Source organism: Neoroseomonas lacus (genome assembly GCF_014644535.1).
GTDB lineage: Bacteria > Pseudomonadota > Alphaproteobacteria > Acetobacterales > Acetobacteraceae > Neoroseomonas > Neoroseomonas lacus.
Genome location: NZ_BMKW01000010.1, coordinates 67,342 through 82,676, shown reverse-complemented (window position 1 = coordinate 82,676; position 15,335 = coordinate 67,342). Strand labels below are relative to the sequence as shown.

14 protein-coding genes are annotated in these 15,335 nt (G+C 67.1%); 4 read left to right on the top strand and 10 right to left on the bottom strand.

Annotated elements, in window-relative coordinates; genetic code table 11:
• Positions 1–137 precede the first annotated feature (137 nt).
• Entirely contained in the window at positions 138–1,649 is a 1,512-nt protein-coding gene (locus IEY36_RS19735; protein ID WP_188969947.1) for an aldehyde dehydrogenase family protein, read from the bottom strand.
• Between the two features lie 139 nt (positions 1,650–1,788).
• Here IEY36_RS19735 and IEY36_RS19730 point away from each other — a divergent pair, with 139 nt between their 5' ends.
• Positions 1,789–2,994 (top strand): CaiB/BaiF CoA transferase family protein, encoded by a 1,206-nt coding sequence (locus tag IEY36_RS19730; protein ID WP_188969945.1) that lies wholly within the window; start codon positions 1,789–1,791, stop codon positions 2,992–2,994.
• A gap of 32 nt (positions 2,995–3,026) precedes the next feature.
• Complete coding sequence (locus tag IEY36_RS19725) at positions 3,027–3,863, top strand: alpha/beta fold hydrolase (protein ID WP_188969943.1); 837 nt, start codon at positions 3,027–3,029, stop codon at positions 3,861–3,863.
• On the opposite strand, the gene IEY36_RS19720 is transcribed toward IEY36_RS19725, so the two are convergent.
• The 9 genes from IEY36_RS19720 to IEY36_RS19680 form a co-directional block, all read right to left on the bottom strand.
• Positions 3,857–4,651: an SDR family NAD(P)-dependent oxidoreductase gene (locus IEY36_RS19720; RefSeq protein WP_188969941.1), complete on the bottom strand. Its 795-nt coding sequence runs from the start codon at positions 4,649–4,651 to the stop codon at positions 3,857–3,859. The genes IEY36_RS19725 and IEY36_RS19720 overlap by 7 nt on opposite strands.
• 93 nt (positions 4,652–4,744) lie before the next feature.
• Positions 4,745–5,089, bottom strand: a complete 345-nt coding sequence (locus tag IEY36_RS19715) for a hypothetical protein (RefSeq protein ID WP_188969939.1) — start codon at positions 5,087–5,089, stop codon at positions 4,745–4,747.
• 147 nt (positions 5,090–5,236) lie between these two features.
• Positions 5,237–5,554: a hypothetical protein gene (locus IEY36_RS19710; protein WP_188969937.1), complete on the bottom strand. Its 318-nt coding sequence runs from the start codon at positions 5,552–5,554 to the stop codon at positions 5,237–5,239.
• Positions 5,547–6,602 (bottom strand): porphobilinogen synthase, encoded by a 1,056-nt coding sequence (hemB, locus tag IEY36_RS19705; RefSeq protein WP_188969935.1) that lies wholly within the window; start codon positions 6,600–6,602, stop codon positions 5,547–5,549. The genes IEY36_RS19710 and hemB overlap by 8 nt, the downstream gene beginning before the upstream one ends.
• Positions 6,599–7,924, bottom strand: a complete 1,326-nt coding sequence (locus tag IEY36_RS19700) for an O-acetylhomoserine aminocarboxypropyltransferase/cysteine synthase family protein (RefSeq protein WP_188969933.1) — start codon at positions 7,922–7,924, stop codon at positions 6,599–6,601. Before IEY36_RS19700 ends, hemB begins: the two co-directional genes overlap by 4 nt.
• A gap of 409 nt (positions 7,925–8,333) precedes the next feature.
• Entirely contained in the window at positions 8,334–10,625 is a 2,292-nt protein-coding gene (locus tag IEY36_RS19695; RefSeq protein WP_188969930.1) for a glycosyltransferase, read from the bottom strand.
• Positions 10,615–11,568 carry a glycosyltransferase gene (locus IEY36_RS19690; protein ID WP_188969928.1) on the bottom strand — a complete coding sequence of 318 codons (954 nt, stop codon included), beginning with the start codon at positions 11,566–11,568 and terminating at the stop codon, positions 10,615–10,617. The genes IEY36_RS19695 and IEY36_RS19690 overlap by 11 nt, the downstream gene beginning before the upstream one ends.
• Positions 11,569–11,575: 7 nt before the next feature.
• Positions 11,576–12,169: a hypothetical protein gene (locus tag IEY36_RS19685; protein WP_188969926.1), complete on the bottom strand. Its 594-nt coding sequence runs from the start codon at positions 12,167–12,169 to the stop codon at positions 11,576–11,578.
• A 111-nt stretch (positions 12,170–12,280) separates the two neighbouring features.
• On the bottom strand, positions 12,281–13,234 hold the full coding sequence (locus IEY36_RS19680; RefSeq protein ID WP_188969924.1) for a sulfotransferase: 954 nt from the start codon (positions 13,232–13,234) through the stop codon (positions 12,281–12,283).
• Positions 13,235–13,343: 109 nt separating this feature from the next.
• On the opposite strand from IEY36_RS19680, the gene IEY36_RS19675 reads away from it, so the two are divergent.
• A complete protein-coding gene (locus tag IEY36_RS19675; protein ID WP_188969921.1) occupies positions 13,344–14,246 on the top strand; it encodes a sulfotransferase family protein in 903 nt (300 codons plus the stop codon).
• On the top strand, positions 14,243–15,274 hold the full coding sequence (locus tag IEY36_RS19670; protein WP_188969919.1) for a glycosyltransferase family 2 protein: 1,032 nt from the start codon (positions 14,243–14,245) through the stop codon (positions 15,272–15,274). The genes IEY36_RS19675 and IEY36_RS19670 overlap by 4 nt, the downstream gene beginning before the upstream one ends.
• The last annotated feature ends 61 nt before the right edge of the window (positions 15,275–15,335 follow it).

Sequence of the window (15,335 nt, the reverse complement as noted above, 5' to 3'; positions counted from 1 at the left end):
TCAATCAAATGGACGACATCGACTGTCATGGGTGCCGAACAAATACCCGCTCAGCCGACGAAGCAGCGGCGGCGTCGGCTGCGGGAGGGGGGAGCGGCGCGCCCCGCCCATGGTGGGCCGGGCACGCTTGCCGGACCTCAGGCCATGTTCACCATGATGGTCTTCTTGTGCGTGAAGTGCTCGAGCATCGCCTCGAGCGAGGCTTCCTTGCCGAGGCCGGAGGACTTCACCCCGCCATAGGACAGGTTCGCCTGCACGACGAGGTTCTGGTTGATCTGCACCAGCCCGGCCTCCAGCCGATGCGCCAAGTCCAGCCCGACCTTGAGGTTGTTCGTCCACAGCGAGGCGGCGAGGCCGTATTCGCTGTCATTCGCCTCGGCGAGCACCGCCTCGGGCGTGTCGAAGGCCTGGATCACCGTGACCGGCCCGAAGATCTCCTCGCGCACCAGGCGGCTTTCGCCTGTCAGGCCGGTGAAGATGACGGGCTGGATGAACAGGCCCTTCTTCAGCGCCGGATCGGTCGGCATGGCCGAACACACATGGGCGGTCGCCCCCGGCGTGGCCGTGCCCTCGGCGATGAAGCCACGCACCTTCTCCAATTGGCCTTCGCTGACGATGGTGCCGATGTCGGTCTTCTCGTCGAGCGGGTCGCCCATGACCATGCCGTTCACCGCATCGGTCATCGCCTTGACGAAGCGGTCGAAGATCGGGCGTTCGACATAGATGCGGCTCGCCGCCGTGCAGGACTGGCCTTGGCGCGTGAAGCGCATCGACGTCAACGCGCCGGAGACCGTCTTGTCGAAATCGCAATCGGCGAAGACGATCATCGGCGACTTGCCGCCGAGTTCCAGCGTGACCGGGATCAGCTTCTCGGCCGCGGCGCGGGCGACGATCTTGCCGGTCTCGACCGAGCCGGTGAAGGTCACCTTGCGCACCAGCTTGTGCTCGACGAGCGGCGCGCCGCATTCTGGGCCGAAGCCCGAGACCATGTTGAACACGCCGGGCGGCAGGATGCGGTTCATGATCTCGCAGATGCGCAGCACGGCGAGCGGGGCTTCCTCGGCCGACTTCACCACCACGGCATTGCCGGCCACCAGCGCAGGCGCGACCTTCAGCGCCATCAGCAGCATCGGCACGTTCCACGGAATGATCGCACCGACCACGCCGAGTGGCTCACGCACCGTGACGGACAGCACCTTCGGGTCGAAGGGGACGGATTCGCCCTTCAACTCAGAGCCGAGGCCGCCGAAGAATTCGAAGACATCGGCGACGACGCCGGCCTCGACGCGGGATTCGGTGCGCAGCGCCTTGCCAGTTTCCAGCGCGATCAGCCGGCCGAGCTCGTCCACATGCTCCTTCAGCAGCTGGGCGCATTGATGCACCAGCGCGCCGCGCTTGCGGGCGGGCACCTTGGCCCATTCCTTCTGCGCCTTCGCGGCATCCTGCACGGCGGCATCGACATCCGCGGCATCGCCCTCGGCGGCGCGGGCGACATCAGCGCCGGTCGCCGGGTTCACGACGGCAAAGGTCTTGCCCGAGCGTGCCGGCACATAGGCGCCGCCGATGAAATGAACGCCCGACAGCGCCTTGGCGAGGGCGAAGGGGTCGGTGGAGGGGGCGGCGGGGGTGGGGTGGGGGCGGTCGAGCATGGGGCGCTCCTCGGGTCTTGCTTCGGCCGGCAGGAATAGACCCAGGCGAGGCGGGAGGGAACCGCCGTCCCGCCGCACGCCGCGGGTTGCCGCAGCGCGGCGCGCCGACTAATCACGAGGCAGCCCAAGGGAGTTCCGCATGACCAGCCCCGTCGGCCCGCTATCGGGCCTCCGCGTCCTCGACCTCACACGCGTCCTGGCCGGGCCGACCTGCACGCAGATGCTGGGCGACCTCGGCGCCGAGGTGATCAAGATCGAACGCCCCGAGGCCGGCGACGACACCCGCGGCTTCGCGCCCCCCTTCTGGCCCGAGACCAAGGAATCCGCCTATTTCATCGGCGTGAACCGCAACAAGAAGTCGGTCACGGTGGACATCGCCAAACCCGAGGGCCAGGCGCTGATCCTCAAGCTGCTTGAAAGCAGCGACATCCTCGCCGAGAACTTCAAGGTTGGCGCGCTGGCCAAGTACGGCCTGGGCTACGAACAGCTCAAGGACCGCTTCCCCCGCCTCATCTATTGCTCGATCACCGGCTTCGGGCAGACCGGCCCCTATGCACCGCGCCCCGGCTATGACGCGCTGATCCAGGCGATGGGCGGCATCATGTCGCTGACCGGCGAGCCGAACGGTTCCCCGCAGAAGGCCGGCGTGCCGGTCGCGGACCTGTTTGCCGGGCTCTATGGCTGCATCGGCATCCTCGCCGCGCTGAACCACCGCCACGCGACGGGGCAGGGGCAGCAGATCGACATCGGCATGCTGGATACGCATGTGGCGTGGCTGGCAAACCAGGGCATGAACTACCTGTCCACCGGCGAGAACCCGCCGCGCCTGGGCAACCAGCACCCCAACATCAGCCCGTACCAGGAATACCCGACGAAGGATGGCTACCTGATCCTCGCGGTGGGCAACGACCCGACCTTCGAGCGTTTCTGCAAGTCCTTCGGCCAGGAACACCTGCTGGCCGACGAACGCTTCGCCACCAACCCCAATCGCGTGGCCAATCGCGACTTGGTGACGCAAACGCTGACGCCGCTGATGAAGACCAAGACCACCACCGAATGGGTCGCGGCGCTCGAAGCGCTGAAGATCGGTTGCGGCCCGATCAACACGTTGAAGGACGTCTTCGCCGACCCGCATGTCCAGGCTCGCAACATGACGCTTGAGATGCATCATGGCAGCGGCGCGACCGTGAAGGTTATCGCAAACCCCGTGAAGCTGAGTGCGACGCCACCCACTTATCGTTCGGCACCGCCGGTGCTGGGCGAACATACCGATGCGGTGCTGTCGGGGATCCTCGGCATGAGTGCGGTGGAGATCGACACGTTGCGCGCCAAGGGCGTCCTGTAGCCGGCGAGCCCGGCAGGAAGGGGTTGGACATCATGCGCGATGGCGCGGTTCGTTGGCTCTCGCCTGCAGGCTTCTTCACCATGCGTTGGTGGGAATGGGGCCCGGCCGACGGCACTCCCGTCATCTGCGTCCATGGGCTGACGCGCACGGGCCGGGACTTCGACCCGCTGGCCCAGGCGCTGGGCGATGCCGGCCGCCGCGTGATCTGCCCCGACCTGCCGGGGCGCGGGGCCTCCGACTGGCTGCCCGACCCGATGCTGTACCAGCCACCGGTCTATGTTGCCGCGCTCTCGCATCTGCTGGCGCGCTTCGATGGTCCGGTCGATTGGGTAGGTACCTCGCTGGGCGGCATTTGCGGCATGGGGGTGGCGGCCACACCCGGCAACCCGATCCGTCGCATGGTGCTGAACGATGTCGGCTGCTTCGTCCCGGTCGAGGCGATGGCGCGCATCCGCGACTATATCGGCGATGAACCAGTCTTCCCCGATATCGCGGCGCTGGAGGCGCATCTGCGTCACATCCACGCTCCTTTCGGGCAGCTGAACGACGCCGAATGGCGCCACCTAGCCGAAACTTCCGCCCGTCCGGCGAAGAACGGCGGCGTGACGCTGCACTACGACCCGGCCATCGCCACGCCCATCCGCGCCCAGGAAGCCCAGGCACTTGATATGAAGGCGCTCTGGGGCCTCGTGAAGCAGCCCGTGCTGCTGATCCGCGGCGCCGAGAGCGACCTGCTGCTGGAAGAAACGGCCCAGTCAATGGCGGCTGGGTCAAATGTCCAGCTTGCCGAGATCGCCGGCGCGGGCCACGCGCCGGCGCTGATGGACCCGGCGCAGATCGCGCTGGTGGCGGCCTTCCTGGGTCAGTAGCCAGGCCGCGGCGTCAGCTCCAGCACCACCTGGTCGAGCCCGCCATCGACCAGCAGTTCCGCGCCATTCACATAGGCGGCGCGATGGCTGGCGAGGAAAGTCACGGCGTCGGCAATGTCCTGGGGCGTGCCGACCCGACGGCCGGGCACCATCGCCTCGCGCCGCTCCAGGATCCCCGGCGCCTGATAGAAGGACTCCGACAATGGCGTGCGGATCAGCCCGGGGCTGACCACATTGCTGCGGATGCCATCGGGTCCCCATTCCAGCGCCAATTGCCGCGAGAGCATCGCCACGCCGGCCTTGGACGGGCTGTAGGCACCGCTGCGCGGCTGCGGGTTGGACGCGGCGATGGAGGCGATATGCACCAGCGCGCCGCCGCCGGCCTCCAGCATCTGCGCCCGCGCCGCCTGGGCACAGAGCAGGTAGCCGGTGAGGTTCACCGCCAGCAGGGCGTTCCACGATGCCAGCGGGATCTCCGAAAGCGGCCCGGCGCGCAGGATGCCGGCGTTGTTCACCAGGATAGCGGCAGGGCCGAGGGCCGCGCGCGTGGCGGCGAAGGCGGCCGCGACGCTCGCCTCATCGGTGGTGTCGCAGCCGGTGGCGAAGGCGGTGGCCCCGGTGGCGCGCAGCGCCTCGGCTGCCGCCGTCACCCCCGCCGCATCTCGGTCGAGCAGCCCAACCGCCGCCCCCGCCGCGGCGAGTTCAGCCGCGATCGCCCCGCCAATGCCGCCCGCCGCCCCGGTCACGATGGCAACGCGCCCGGACAGTCCAAGCCAGTCTGATGTCATGTGGTTGTTCCTCCCGCACGGGAGGGTCGCGCGGCATGGCAAGGAAATCTACCCTCGCTCTCGCGGCGATCACGCGCCGCACGGGCCGGGTAGTCAGTCCTCCGGCCGCCATCCGTTGCGGAACATGCAGGCGCGCTGCACCTCGTGCCGGCCATCCTCGTTCACGTCGTCATTCCGATAGACGGCGGGCTGGTAGTCACCGCCCGTGGTCCTGCAGTTGGTCGTGTTGCCCGATCCCGTGCAGCGCGTCCGCACCGGCGTCCGGCCTGCGGGCGAGGCCATGACCCGCTGCATCAAGGGCGGCAGCGTCACATAGGCCTCGGCACGGCACTGCGACAGGGCCGCCTCCATATCCGTCGGTGTCGCCCCGGGCTTCGCCCATTTCTCGGCGCAGGCGGACAGGGCCAGGCTGGCCAGAATAATCGTCAGCGGCTTCATGCGGCACCTTCCGGACGTGGGGAACGGGCGACGCAAAGCCGCGACGGTCGCGCCTCGCGAAACCGGCACTCATGGCATCAGCCTGACGATTCGAACATACAATCAGAATCACGACGCGCACCATGGGGTGCGCCGCGGGCGCGCCGGTCAGTTCCGGGCGAGGCCCAGCCGCCGCCGCAGCTTCTGCCAGCCCGACATGGCGCCGACAGGCGCAGCGGGCAGTGGCGGCAGGCGCTTCGCCCCATCGGGCGGCATCAGCAAGACGCGCTTCTCGCGCAGCGCCGCGAGGCGCCGCCACGCCCGGCCCTGCTCCTCCGAGCCAGGCACGGTGCGGTGGTAGATCATCAACGCCTCCACTTCCGCCCGGTGCAGGCGGATGGCGGCGACGCCCGGATTCTCGACGCGGTCGGAGGCGCCATGCCAGGGGCGCCGCAGCACCTCGGCCGCCATGCGCGCTTCAGCCATGGCGGAGCCTTTCCGCTGCCTCGACCGCGAAATAGGTCAGTACGCCGCTGGCGCCGGCGCGCTTGAACCCCATCAGGCTTTCCATCATGGCGCGCTCATGCTCGATCCAGCCGTTCTGCACCGCGGCCATGATCATCGCGTATTCGCCCGACACCTGGTAGGCGAAAGTGGGGACGGCGAAACGATCCTTCACGCGGCGGACGATATCGAGATACGGCATGCCCGGCTTGACCATGACCATGTCGGCCCCCTCGGCGAGGTCGAGCGCCACTTCGCGCAGCGCCTCGTCCGAATTGGCCGGGTCCATCTGGTAGGTCTTCTTGTCGCCCCGCAGCGCCTTGCCGGAGCCGAGCGCATCGCGGAACGGGCCGTAGAAGGCCGAAGCATATTTCGCCGCATAGGACATGATGCGCGTGTCGATGAAGCCGCTGGCATCAAGCGCGGTGCGGATCGCGCCGACGCGCCCATCCATCATGTCCGACGGCGCGATGATGTCGATGCCGGCATCCGCCTGATTCAACGCCTGGCGGACCAGGATGGCGACGCTGTCGTCATTGTGGACGTAGTCGCCCGTCCGCGTCTCACGGATCACGCCGTCATGGCCGTGGTCGGTATAGGGGTCGAGTGCCACGTCGCCGACCAACCCGATCTCCGGATAGGCGCGCTTCAACTCGCGCGCCGCCCGGCAGATCAGGTTGTTGGCATTCAGCGCCTCGGTGCCTTCGGCATCCTTCGCCTCGGCGGGCGTCGCGGGGAAGATGGCGATCGCCGGAATGCCGAGCTTCGCCGCCTTTTCCACATGCTGCGCGACACGGTCGACGGTCACGCGCGTCTGGCCCGGCATGGAGGCGACCGGGCGTTCCTCGTTGCTGCCCTCGATGACGAAGATCGGCCAGATCAGGTCATCGACGGACAGGGTATTCTCCGCCACCAGCCGGCGCGTCCATGCGTCGCGCCGGTTCCGCCGCAAGCGGATGGCAGGATAGGCACCCGGTGTAGCCGGGGCCTCGATCGCGAAGGGCGCGCCCTGACGGCGGTCGGCGTTCATTCGGCGGCAGCCTTCATTTCCGGCCCCGTCGCAGCGGCCAGCGCCTGGTCGAGATCGGCGAGGATGTCATCGATATGCTCGATGCCGATCGACAGGCGGATATAGCCCGGCGTGACGCCGGAAGCCGCCTGTTCCTGCTCGTCGAGCTGGCTGTGCGTGGTCGTCGCGGGATGGATCGCGAGGCTGCGCGCATCGCCGATATTGGCGACGTGGTAGAACATCTTCAGGGCCTCGATGAACTTCTGGCCGGCTTCCTTGCCGCCCTTCAGCTCGATGCCCATCAGGCTGCCGTAGCCGCCCTTCAGATACGCATCGGCGCGGCGCTTCGCCTCGCCCGTCATCAGCGAGGGATGGATCACCTTCGCCACCGCCGGATGCTGCGACAGATGCGCCGCGACGCGCAGCGCATTGGCGCAGTGGCGTTCGATGCGCAGCGGCAGCGTCTCCAGACCCTGCAGCGTCAGGAAGGCGTTCATCGGGGCCATCGGCGCGCCGAGGTCGCGCAGCAGGATCACCCGCATGCGGATGATGTAGGCCACCGGCCCGAGCGGCTTGACCGCCTGCGTCCAGACCGCGCCGTGATAGGACGGGTCGGGCTTGTTCAGCGTCGGGAAGCGCTCGGCATGGGCTTCCCAATCGAAATTGCCGCCATCGACGACCACACCGCCGATCGAGGTGCCGTGCCCGCCGATCCACTTCGTCGTCGAATGCATCACGATCGCCGCGCCATGCTGCAGCGGCTTGCACAGGATGGGGGCGGCAGTGTTGTCCATGATCAGCGGCACGCCGATCTTGCGCCCCAGCGCGGCGACTTCCGCGATCGGGAAGACGTTCAGCTTCGGGTTCGGCAGCGTCTCGGCATACCAGCAGCGCGTGCGCGCGTCGGTGGCGCGCACGAAGTTCTCAGGGTCGGCCGGATCGACGAAACGAACCTCGATCCCGAAGGATTTCAGCGTATTCGCGAAGAGGTTCCAGGTGCCGCCATACAGGTCGGTGCTGGAGACGATGTTATCGCCAGCCTCGCAGAGGTTCAGCACGCAGAAGCTGGTCGCCGCCTGGCCCGAGCCGAGGGCGAGGCCGGCCACGCCGCCTTCCATCGCCGCGACGCGCTTCTCCAGCACGTCGACGGTCGGGTTCATGATGCGGCTGTAGATGTTGCCCATCTCGGCCAGGCCGAACAGCCGCGCCGCATGGCCGGTGTCCTGGAACTGGAAGGAGGTGGTCTGATGGATCGGCACCGCCACGGAGCCCGTGGAGGGGTCGGCCCGCCATCCCGCATGCAGTGCGATGGTCTCGGGGTTTGTCCAATTCGGTGCGGACATGGCTACCCTCCATTGGTGGCGTCTTTGTGGCCCTCAAGTGCCACGGGACGCGGCGTAGAGAAAGCGAAATGCGGCATTAACGCGACGCGCGGGGATGGGAGCATATCCATCGCCAAGCATGGCGGGTGGGAGAACGGCATTCCCCCAGGCCGGTGCCGGCGCTTGATGACGCGGATTCGTCGCTGCCGCGCCTGATGGCTTGCCGGCTCCGTTCGCTGGATGTCGAGCGAAGGACAGGGATGCGCAGGTCATTGAAGGCAAAGGCTGCTGGCCTGCGAATGACGCCCGCGGGCCGCCGGTATCGGGATATCGGCGCAGACTCCGAGCAGTTGCATCACCTCATCGGGTGAATATGCTCTCAGAAGCAATTGCCTCGACCTGCTTCCGCGCCGCAGCGAGTGGAAGCCGGTCAGGCCGCCAGGAGACGGCCGATCTCGCCCCAGATGCGCGCCCACCCGGCATCGCGGCCAAATTCCTCGGCGGCCCCGCCTGCCTCGGTGGCGGCGCCGTTCTGGCGATCGAGCGTCGCCAGCACTAGGGCCGTCGAAATGAAATGGCGCGTCCGATAGGCCATGGCTGGGGCGGTCGAGACGGCATCCGGCGCGGCTGGGTCGCCGAACCGCAGATGCGCGATCCCGGCCCGCAGCGCGACTTCGCGCGCCGGGCGGGTCGCCGCGGCGCGGCCGTGCTCGACGACGAAGACGGGGCGCCGCCGGTTCCAGAATTTCGGGTCGAAGAAATCCGCCACGTCGGCGCGGGCGATGGCCTCGCGTCGCACCGCAAGCGGACCATCGTTCGGCCAATCGGGCAGGGGCACCGCACGGTCCGGGGCGAATATCGTCACCTTGCGGCCCAGCGCGGTGGTCAGGTAGGCGAGGACGGGCAGCAGGTCGGGTGCCGTGATGTCCTCGACCAGCATGGCGACAGGCCCCGGCGCGCCACCGCGCAGCGCGGCAAGCAGGCGACTTTCCTCCCCGCGCCACAGCAGCGGAACGGCGGCGCGTTCGGCGCGAGCGGCATGAATGATGGCCGCCGCAGCGCGCGACGGCGCTTCTTCGAGCAGCAGGAAGCGCGGAAACGCCGCCGCCAGACTGGCAAACCGGTCATCAAGGCCGTTCTGCATGGCCATTGTCGCCGCATGCGCGACACCCAGCCGCGTGCGGACAGTGACGCCGGGCAGGGTCTCCGGCGGGGAGGCGAACCATATGGCGAGGTGAGGCGCTGCCAGCAACTCGTCGAGGCTGACGCGCCGCGGCTGCGTGTCGTCGAACAGCAGATGCGTCGCCTCGGCGGACAGGGGCCCGCAGGACGGGTCGACCAGCACGCGCCCCCGCGCGGCCAGCAGGCGCAGCGCGGCCGGGTCCGCGCTCGCCGGGTCGCCGGCCAGATGCAAGGCAACCGGGGCCCGGAACCCGGCATAGCGCGCGACGTCCAGCGCGTGGTCGAAGATAAGGTTGCCCTGCCGCACCTGCTCGAAGCGCACCGACACCACTACCGAGGGGGGCAGCTTCGACGCGACCTCGCCGGCATGGTGCAGCGTCGCGGCGATGTCGGCCTCGGCGGCGGCGACCGAACTGCGCGACGCTGCCGTCAGTTCCGCCAGCAGGGATTCGTCGCGCACGAGGCGATGCGCGGCGCGCATCATCTCCTCGAAATCGGCGCATTCATGGAAGGCGTGGGTCGGGATGTAGCCTTCGAAGGCGTGGACATGGCTGATGAGCGCCTTGCCGCGCGCCAGCGCCTCACCGACCTTGATCTTGAGGCCGGTCGAGAAGGACAGCGGCGCGAGCACGGCATCGACCTGGTCGTAGAGCGTGTCCATGCTCTCGAGCGTACCGAGCTGGCGCAGGAAGGGCAGCTTCAGCTCCTCCAGCAGGCTGCAGACTGACCCGGCCACCACGATCTCGATCGGCAGCAGCGTGCGGCGCAGATAGGCGTCGGCGACTTCCAGGAAGCGGCGGATGTTGCTGGCGTTGATGTTGTTGCGCCCGCCGACGATGCCCAGCCGCAGCACGCCATCGCCCGCTCGCTGGGGGCTTGGCGGCGCCGGCGGTTCCATGTGCAGCAGGGTGCGCACGGGCCGTTGGGTGATCGTGCTGAAGAAGGCCTCTTCTTGGGACTTGATGGCCCAGACGATATCCGCCCGGTCGAGGGCGATGCGTTCCTGTTCCTCGGTGGTGTGGAAGTATTCCGGCGCTAGGCCATTGGCGGCCAGCAATTCCCGCCGCCCGGAAAAGCGGTCATGGGTGTCGAGGATGCGCAGCACGCCGATCGGCGCGTGCTCCAGCGCCTTGGACATCCAGGTGTAATTGACCAGCAGCGCGTCGTAGCGACCCACCTTCAGCAGCCAGTCGAGCATCTGGCCGATGGCCGGGTCCCACCAGTCGTCGATGCCGTGGTCCGGGCCATCTGATGGGCGGGTATGCAGCGGCCGCGTGGCGGGGCAGAGGAACACCTCCTGCCACTGCTTGGCCATCTCCACCAGGGCATTGCGGGGCAGGCGGGTGCGCCATTCCTCATCGGATGGATAGTGCAGCAGCGCGACATGGGCGCCCTCGCGCTGCAAGGCGCGATTGACTTGCACAATGCGATTGCGGTTGCCGAAGGTGACCGGCCAAGTGGGCACCGGTGACAGCACGAGGACGCGAAGCCCATCCCAGGCCCCGCGCCTGGTCGGCGCTACCGGGGCGCTAGACGTCATCCTGCTCGTCCAGCCCGGCAAGCAATGCGGTCACCGCGTTGTAGATCGCGGAGGTCTGCCAATGAAAATCACCGGCATCCGCCTGCCGCAGCGCGAGGCCGCGCATCGTCCGGTCAGCCGGATTGCGCGACAGCAGATACGACTTCGTCTGCAGCCATGCCTCGCCGTGCCGCGCCATGCTGGCCTTCGGGTCGTTCATGTAGTCCGAGACCGCCTGCCAGGCGGCGCGGCGGCGGAACCAGCGCTGCGTCAGCCGTTCCGGGTCCACCCAGTGGTCCACGGCGCCGAGGGGGTCGTAGGCGACGAGGCCGCCCTGGGCCTTGATCCGGTCGGTCAACGCGGTCTCCTCGGCGGAGAGCAGGCTGGCACCCCCGCCGGTGCGGCCGAGTGAGGTGTTGAACCAGCCGGCGTGGCGCAACGCGGCGACACGAAAGGCGATGTTGGCACCAGCCACCCATTCGCCTTCACCCAGGAGGCGACGCTTGGAGCCGAGGTCGACGACCGTGATGCCGCCCAGCATCTGGTCGGGCAGCCAATCCGGCCGGGGTGCGCCCCACCAGGGGCGGATGCGTCCGCCCACGACCTTCACGCTGTCGCCGAACTCGTCGAAGCAGCCGGCGATGTTCTCGAGCCAGACGGCATCGGCGCGGGCGTCGTCGTCTAGGTAGGCGATGATTGGCGCCTTGGCGTGGCGTGCAGCGACGTTGCGTGCATTGGACAGGCCAGGCCGCGGCTCATGGAGCCAAGTGAGGTTGGGGCGGCCGGCGAAGGCAGAGGACTCGCGCGCCGAACGTTCCGGGTCGGGCGAATTGTCGATGACGATGACTTCGTAGGTGTCGGATGGCAGCGACTGCTTGAGGGCCGATTCAATGGCGCCGGGGAGAAGATCGTAGCGCTCATAGGTGCAGATGGCCGCGCTGATGCGGCGGGTGTGCGCAGCCATGGAGTTCTCAGCCTCGCTCGATACGGAGGAGCTGGAAGGCAATGCCCAGGATGCGCTTGTCGGCCAGCCCCCGTTCGGCGGGCGAGTGCATGTGCGGCACTTTCAGCGTCAGCCGCGTCGGCCCGTCGCCGACGCGCGGTGCGATCGGGGTGGAACGCATGAGCTTCTGGTTGCCCTCGCGGCTGAGCGGATAGAGGGCGCCATCGACTTCGAGCGCCAGCTCCTTGGCGTTCGCCGGCGTGCCGAAATGGAAGATCCGCATCGAGGCGACCAGGGGTTCGCTGCGGTCGACCCAGGCTTCGAAATGGATCTCCGCCGTCGGGCCGGTCCAGCGGAACGCGCCCTCCGGACCCCATTCGAGGTGGTAGAAGCCGTCCTGGGCCGGCAGCAGCTGATCCGCGGCGATCTCGAATTTGGCAGGCAGGGGCGGGCGGGGCGTCGGCGTCGCGGCAGGCGCGGCGGCCGGCGGGGCAATCGCAGGTTCGGCGTGCATCATCGCGGCGTCGCGAAGCTGAAGGAGGCGTTCATAGCCTTCGAGCCGCGCCCGAAGATCGGCCACCTCGATACGCAGGGATTCGATGTCTGCACTGGCGCTAGTCACGATGGGGCTTCCTTGGTCTGCGATCGAGTCCATGGACTTCACTCTCGTGTCTGATCGATGAGCGCGTGCGGGCGATTTGCTGTGGCAGATTGCATGAAAAATCTAACGCGCTTAGCCGTGGAGGTCGAGTGCCTCCGCAACTGCCGGTAGACGTTCCCGCAGGTCCTGGAGCAGTGGCGCTAGCTTTTCGGCAACAATAGCGCGGACCTCATCGGTATTGCCCTCGGGCTTGCCGCCTTCGAAGACCCGTTCCCGTGCCTTCGGGAAATACGCCTCGCTAAAAGGCAGGCCGAGAAAATCGGAAACCCGGCGAAGAACACCCATCGGGTCATCCCGAATGAGGCCATTGTAATCGATATGCAACTGACCAGGCGGCAACATGCCCTTCCAGCGCACCAGCCAAGTGCCATAGTCGGAATACCAGGAAACGCCGTTCCACCAGTTGGAGAGCGCAATCTCCTTCATCCGCTCCGCGGTCGGACCCTTCCCGCACAGCATGGCGATGTGGGACATCGCGCGCGCCACCGGATGGCGCAGCAGCGCAACGACCTTGAGGTTCGGGTTCATCGAGAGGGCGTGGCGGATTCCCTCGCGCGGCAGCACGCAGTACTGCGGCGAGATTTCCCCGCAGATCTGATCGACACTGCATCCTTCGAACAGCGTGGCATAGGCCGCGTCGTCCATCGGTTCCTGTGCCAGGGCATCGAGGCTTGCGAGCATGCGGGCGCGAACGTCGGGGCGTGGACCCTTGGCCCCGTCGCGGTCTGGAGCGGTCCAGTGACGACGCGCCTGAGCAACCTGGAATGCGCGATGGTCAGCGTCCGCCTTGGCCCAACCGGGAACATAGATGCTCGAAAAGTAGGCCACTTCCTTCACCGGCGGCATCAGGATGTCGGGGTGGCTGCGCAGATTGGCGTAGAGCCATGTCGTGCCGGCCTTCTGGGCACCGATGCAGAGGAAGTCGGGGCGTGCGGCGCGTGCTGTCTGGAGTGGCGCATAATGCGGGCTGCGGCGGTCACGCGTTGCGGTCCCCGCGGCCTCGTTCTGCGCAATCTTTTCCAGCATGAAGCACTCCAGGCAGGGTACCCGGCGGCGCCAGGCGAGACTTTCTCTTACCGCTCAACCGTGCGAGATGAAAAGCCACCTTGAATGCCATGCCAGATGAAAAGCCATCATGACCGTGCCGTCGCTCGCAGGACCGTCATCGAGCCGAGAACAACGGTTTCCTGATTTCCTGTGCATCGGCGCGCAGAAGGCCGGCACGACGTGGCTGGATGCGAATTTGCGGCGAAATCCGGAAATTTGGATGCCCTGGATCAAGGAGATCCAGTACTTCAACGACGTCCACATACCGGCGCATCGCAACTGGACCCGGGCGCATCGGCAGCGCCACGCGGAGAACGCGGCGAGGCGGCTGGTCAAGCGCAGCGAAGGCGAGCGGTTGGACCTGCGCACGATGCATGCCATCGCGTCCCTCGCCGCCGAGCCGATCTCCGACGACTGGTACGGGCGCATCTTCTCACATGCCGGGCCGCACCGGATTTGCGGCGAGATCACGCCGGAGTACAGTCTGCTGCCTCCCGAGGGCGTGGCGCATGTGAAGCGTCTTTGCCCACAGCTGAAAGTCATTTTCCTGATGCGCGACCCGATCGAGCGGTGTTGGTCGCACATCCGCATGCTCGCCTCCCGGCAGTCCGGCATCGATATCGAGAGGCTGGCCGAGCAGGACGATGTGATCGTGCGCTGCGACTACGCCCGGATCCTGGATCGCTGGACCGCGGCATTCGGTCCCGACCGAATGTTCGCAGCGGACTTCGAGCAGATAATCCGTGAACCGGAAGCACTGCTCACCGGCATCTGCGACTTCCTCGGGGTGAAGCCGCATGCCGCGACCCTCCGGCGCGCCGCCGCCGTGGTGTTCCCCGGCCAGGAGATGCCTATGCCGCCTCGAATCCGCGACATTCTCGAGGCGAGGCTTGCCGATATCTACCGTTCGAACAGGCAGCGCACAGTCCAGCCTGCTGGCGCGGCTTCGCTCGAACCGTTCGATGACAATATGAAAGGCCCTGCCGCATGAAGATCGTCGCGGTCACGAGCGTGCGAAACGAGGCGCCGTTTCTCGTGGAGTGGGTCGCCTATCATCGACTGATCGGCTTCACGGACATCGTGCTGTTCTACAACGATTGCTCCGATGGCACGGATCTCGTGGCGCAGGCGCTGGCCAAGGCAGGCCTGGTCACGGCCATCGAGAATCACGGCCTTCCCGATATGGCGCCACAGGTCGCCGCCTTTTCGCAGGCCCGTTCGTTTCCGCAGGTGAAGTCGGCCGATTGGGCGATCGCCTTCGACGTCGATGAATTCATCAATATCAAATGCGGCGACGGCAGGCTGTCAGATCTGTTCGACGCCGTGCCGGATGCCGATGCGATCATGATGCAGATGAGGCATTTCGGGTCCGCCCATCAGATCTTCATGCAGAACGACCTGGTGATCCGCCAATTCGATCTCGCGTCTCTGGTCGAGCATCCTGACAACATGATCGTCAAGACCATCCACAAGATGGGCAGGAAATTCTCGGGTATCGGCATGCACATGCCGAACTTCTATCAAAAATACGATGCCCTTCCCCGGATGTACAACGGGTCGGGTGTCTTCCTGCCCGACACCGTGCATCGGATGGAGCGCTTACGTAAGGTGCCGGATGGCTGGGGCGGCATGGATCTTGTCCAACTCAACCACTACGCGGTTCGCAGCCTCGACCAGTACCTGGTCAAGCGGCGGCGCGGATCGGGTACCGGGATGAAGAACCGCTTCAGCCGGGAATACTGGCAGCAGCGCGACGCCAACGACGTTCAGGAGACGTCGATCCATCGCATGCTGCCCGGCCTCGAGGCCGCGATCGCGACGGTGATGGCCGATCCGGCGATCAGGCAGGCGGTGGACCAGGCACGGCGCTTGAACAATCTGGAAGTCATGCTGTCGATCCGCGACGCACCGCCCTTTGCGTTTCAGGTCGCCGAAGCGATGTCGTCCACCGGCGATGCGACCTCGAACGACGCGACGGACCGGGGCGACGACGCCGGGCTTGCCGCCGCCGGCGCCTAGCCCGTCGAACCTCGCGCCGTGTCCGCATGGCGCGAGATGCCTGCTGTGACGACGCTCAGCA